The sequence below is a fragment of the Psychrilyobacter piezotolerans genome (assembly GCF_003391055.1).
GTDB lineage: Bacteria > Fusobacteriota > Fusobacteriia > Fusobacteriales > Fusobacteriaceae > Psychrilyobacter > Psychrilyobacter piezotolerans.
In genome coordinates this window covers 1-4132 of sequence record NZ_QUAJ01000057.1, presented here as the reverse complement: position 1 = coordinate 4132, position 4132 = coordinate 1, and the positions used below count along the sequence as shown (strand labels likewise).

Genomic DNA, 4132 nt, shown 5'->3' with positions numbered 1-4132 from the left:
ATGGGAGGGTAGTTGCCATAAGAATATTGAGGGAATAAGGCCTTCAAAAAAAATAGTGAGGACGTTTGTTTGCTATACAAAAATTCTTGTTTTCAGTATTAAATACTATGAAATATCCATAAATAAGCAATTATTTGTCAAATTAACAAAGTTAAAAACTTAATAGATACATTGAGTTATCAAGGAAAATTAATAAAAAAAATTATTTACAAATAGGGAGGAGATTTATGAAAGCAGCATTTTTTGATATTGATGGAACCATATACAGAGATTCTCTTTTGACAGAGCATTTTAAAAGGTTGATAAAATATGAATTAATAGATCCCAGGCAGTGGGAAAATAAGGTGAAAGACCTGTATACCCAATGGGATATGAGGGAAGGCGGCTATGATGCGTACCTATTGGGACTGGTAGATACCTATGTAGAAGTTATCCAAAATATAACGGTAGAGCAAAATGAGTTTGTAGCCAACCAGGTAATAGATGTAAAGGCAGGAAGGGTGTATAAATATACCAGAGACAGGATAAAATGGCATAAAGCACAGGGGCATAAAGTTATATTTATTTCCGGAAGTCCGGAATTTTTGGTGTCGAAAATGGCAGAAAAATACGGTGCAGATGATTATTGCGGGACAATTTATCACTATGACGGGGAGAGATTTACCGGAGAAACTACTCCTATGTGGGATTCGGTCAGCAAGCAAAAAGCTATCGATAAATTTGTAGAAAAATATAATATAGACTTAGATGAATCCTATGCTTATGGAGATACCAATGGTGACCTGACTATGATGAAATCAGTGGGACATCCAATTACAATCAATCCGGCTAAGGGGCTTTTGGAAAATATCCAAAAAAATGAAAGATTAAAGGGAAAAATTCAAATTGTCGTGGAAAGAAAAGATGTTATTTATAAACTTAGTTCGGATGTAGATATATATGAGTGCTCATTTATTGAGGAATGGGAAGAGGAATAAATTAATTGAAAATTTAGAATTGATAATGAATAATTAGATGAAAAAGATTTTTTTGTGATTATTTGTGCAATTAGTGACTAAAGAAAAGGTTTTGAATTTATATTTTTTAGAATAGTTGATGAGTCTGCGTTAAAATTTTTTAGTTAATAGTTTAAAGAATGTTTTGATTAGAGGAGAAAAAGTGGAAAAGAAAGAAAAAGTAAATTTATTTACAGAATTTAAGATAAAGGGAATAACCCTGAAAAACAGGGTAGTTTTACCGCCTATGGTAAGATTCAGCCTCATTGGTAAGGATGGATATGTTACCGATGACCTGGTGGAATGGTACGAGGAAATAGCTCTGGGAGGAGTCGGGATGATCATCCTGGAAGCCTGCTGTGTTGCCCAAGATGGTAAATTAAGGGATAATCAGATAGGAATATGGGATGACAGTTTTATAGAGGGACTGACTAAGGTAGCAGATGTCTGCAGGAAACATAAAACTCCTACCCTTATCCAGCTTCACCATGCTGGATTTAAAGAAGGGATAGCTGATGTATCGGAGGAAAAATTAGATGAGATCTTAGAGGAGTTTATCGCAGCTTTTCACAGGGCAAAAAAATGCGGATTTGACGGGATTGAGATCCATGGGGCACATACCTATCTTATATCACAGCTCCATTCTAAACTCTGGAATAAAAGAACAGATAAATATGGCGACAGGCTGTACTTTACCCGTGAATTGATAAAAAGAACAAAAGAGATCTTTGATGATAACTTTATACTGGGAATCAGGATAGGAGGAAATGAGCCTACATTAGAAGAGGGGATCTATATTGCAAAAGAAGTTGAAAAAGCCGGAGTAGATCTGATCCATGTATCCAGCGGAGTCCCTGATCCCAGTTTTAAACAGGACAGGAAGATAGATATGCCGGCTGACTTTCCCCTTGACTGGGTGGTATATCTGGGAGTAGAGATAAGAAAACACGTTAAAACCCCTGTGATAGCTGTAAGAGCTATAAAAAAAGAGGTAGAAGCCAGCTATTTGATTGAAAATGATTTAGTGGAACTGGTGGCTGTTGGAAGGGCGATGATTTCGAGACCTCACTGGATATCCTGGGCTGAAAAAAAGTATAAATTCAGGAAAAATACAGGGGGAAAACTCTTATAAATTCAGATTTAAGTAAAAAAACAGGAGAAAAATATGAATGAATTTTACAATACAATTATCGAGTATTTAAATGTAAGCGGATCCTATAAAAGAAGTTTGATTGTAGGAATAATAACAATAATAACCTTAATAATAGCGGTTATTATGCATTATATTACAGCTTATATAATAAAAAATCATCTGATTAAACTGATTAAAAAAAGCGAAACTAAATGGGATGATTTTTTAATTGAGAACAATATTTTGGAATATTTAAATGCTTTAGTGCCGTTAATTGTTTTTCATACCATGATAAGCAAGTTGAATTTTTTTGAATCTTTTTTTGAAAAGGCTATAAACATAGGGATAGTGATAATATTCACCCTTATTGCAAACGGGATTTTATCGGTATTCGGTGATATTTACAGTACATACAGTATTTCTAAAAGGCGGCCCATTAAGAGTTATCTTCAGGTTATGAGTTTATTTTTAATGATTATAGCTATGACAATATCTGTAGGAATAATTATGGATAAATCCCCCCTTAAAATTTTAAGCGGGATAGGTGCAATGACAGCTGTAATTATGCTGATCTTCAAAGATGCTATTTTGGGGTTTGTTGCCAGTATTCAACTGGCTGCCAATAATATGGTTGGGATAGGAGACTGGATTGAGATGCCGGGTCAGCTGGCTGATGGAGATGTAATAGAGATAAATTTAACCAATGTAAAGGTTCAGAATTTTGATAAAACTATCACAACTATCCCCAGTTACGCCCTTGTGAGCAACTCATTTCGAAATTGGAAGGGGATGCAGTCCGCAGGCAGCAGGAGGATAAAAAGATCTATATTTTTAGACAGCAGCAGTGTAAAATTTTTATCTTCAGAAGAAGTGAAAAAATATAAAAAAATTGATCTTTTAAAAGATTATATTGAAAAAAAGGAAAAAGAGATAGAAAAATCCAACAGTGACAAAAATATCGGGGCAGCTCCTATCAACGGAAGAAGGCTTACAAATATCGGGATGTTTAGGGCCTACGTTCAATTATATCTAAAAAACAGTCCCTATATCAATCAGAATTTGACCCTATTGGTTAGGCAGCAGGAACCTACATTTCAAGGAATTCCCCTTGAGATATACTGCTTTGCCAAAACAATTGTCTGGCAGGAATATGAAGGAATTCAATCGGATCTCTTTGAACATCTGATACCAACAATCCATGAATTTGACCTGGCAATATTTCAAAATCCTACCGGGAATGATTTAAAAATGTTAAGAAAATAAGGGGCTGATGCCTCTTATTTTTGTTATCTGGGAAATTATGGCTATTTGGATGCAACGTCACGTTGCTTTTTTGTTGTAAAAAATATAATTTTTTAGGATATAAACTATAGTATACTTAAAATAAATAGTTATGCAGAGATTAGACTAACATGAAGGAGACGATGTATGAAGAGTGAAAAAGAAAAGATGCTGGCCGGGGAGTTATATTTTGCTGGAGATCAGAATCTCATGGATGACAGGCTCATGGCAAGGGTGTTGATTTCAGAGTACAATTCCACCAAACCCATAGAAACAGAGGAAAGAAAAGAAATTCTTGAAAAACTGATGGTTGTTAAAGGAGAGATAAAAATAGAACCTCCATTTTATTGTGACTACGGATATAATATAGAGGTAGGAAAAAATTTTTATGCAAATTTTTCGTGCACTATCCTGGATGTAAACAGGGTAATTATCGGTGACAATGTGATGTTTGGACCAAATGTTCAGGTATACACAGCAACCCATCCCTTAGACGCTGAGGAAAGGATAAAAGGACTGGAATCTTCCAAACCCATAACAATAGGTGATAATGTATGGATTGGTGGAGGAGCTGTCCTTCTGCCGGGAATAACCATCGGAAAAAATACCACCATAGGAGCGGGGAGTGTTGTGACCAAAGATATTCCAGATAATGTATTTGCCGGAGGAAATCCATGTAAGATCATAAAAAAATTATAAAAAAAGAGGCTTGACCCTTTTGGGT

4 protein-coding genes are annotated in these 4132 nt (G+C 35.1%); all 4 read left to right on the top strand.

The window, feature by feature from the left end:
- Window positions 1–227 precede the first annotated feature (227 nt).
- Entirely contained in the window at window positions 228–977 is a 750-nt protein-coding gene (locus DYH56_RS15455; protein WP_114643759.1) for an HAD family hydrolase, read from the top strand.
- A 181-nt stretch (window positions 978–1158) separates the two neighbouring features.
- On the top strand, window positions 1159–2127 hold the full coding sequence (locus tag DYH56_RS15450; protein ID WP_233500057.1) for an NADH:flavin oxidoreductase: 969 nt from the start codon (window positions 1159–1161) through the stop codon (window positions 2125–2127).
- Between the two features lie 33 nt (window positions 2128–2160).
- Entirely contained in the window at window positions 2161–3390 is a 1230-nt protein-coding gene (locus DYH56_RS15445) for a mechanosensitive ion channel family protein (RefSeq protein WP_114643758.1), read from the top strand.
- A 165-nt stretch (window positions 3391–3555) separates the two neighbouring features.
- Complete coding sequence (locus DYH56_RS15440; RefSeq protein WP_114643757.1) at window positions 3556–4107, top strand: sugar O-acetyltransferase; 552 nt, start codon at window positions 3556–3558, stop codon at window positions 4105–4107.
- Window positions 4108–4132: the final 25 nt, after the last annotated feature.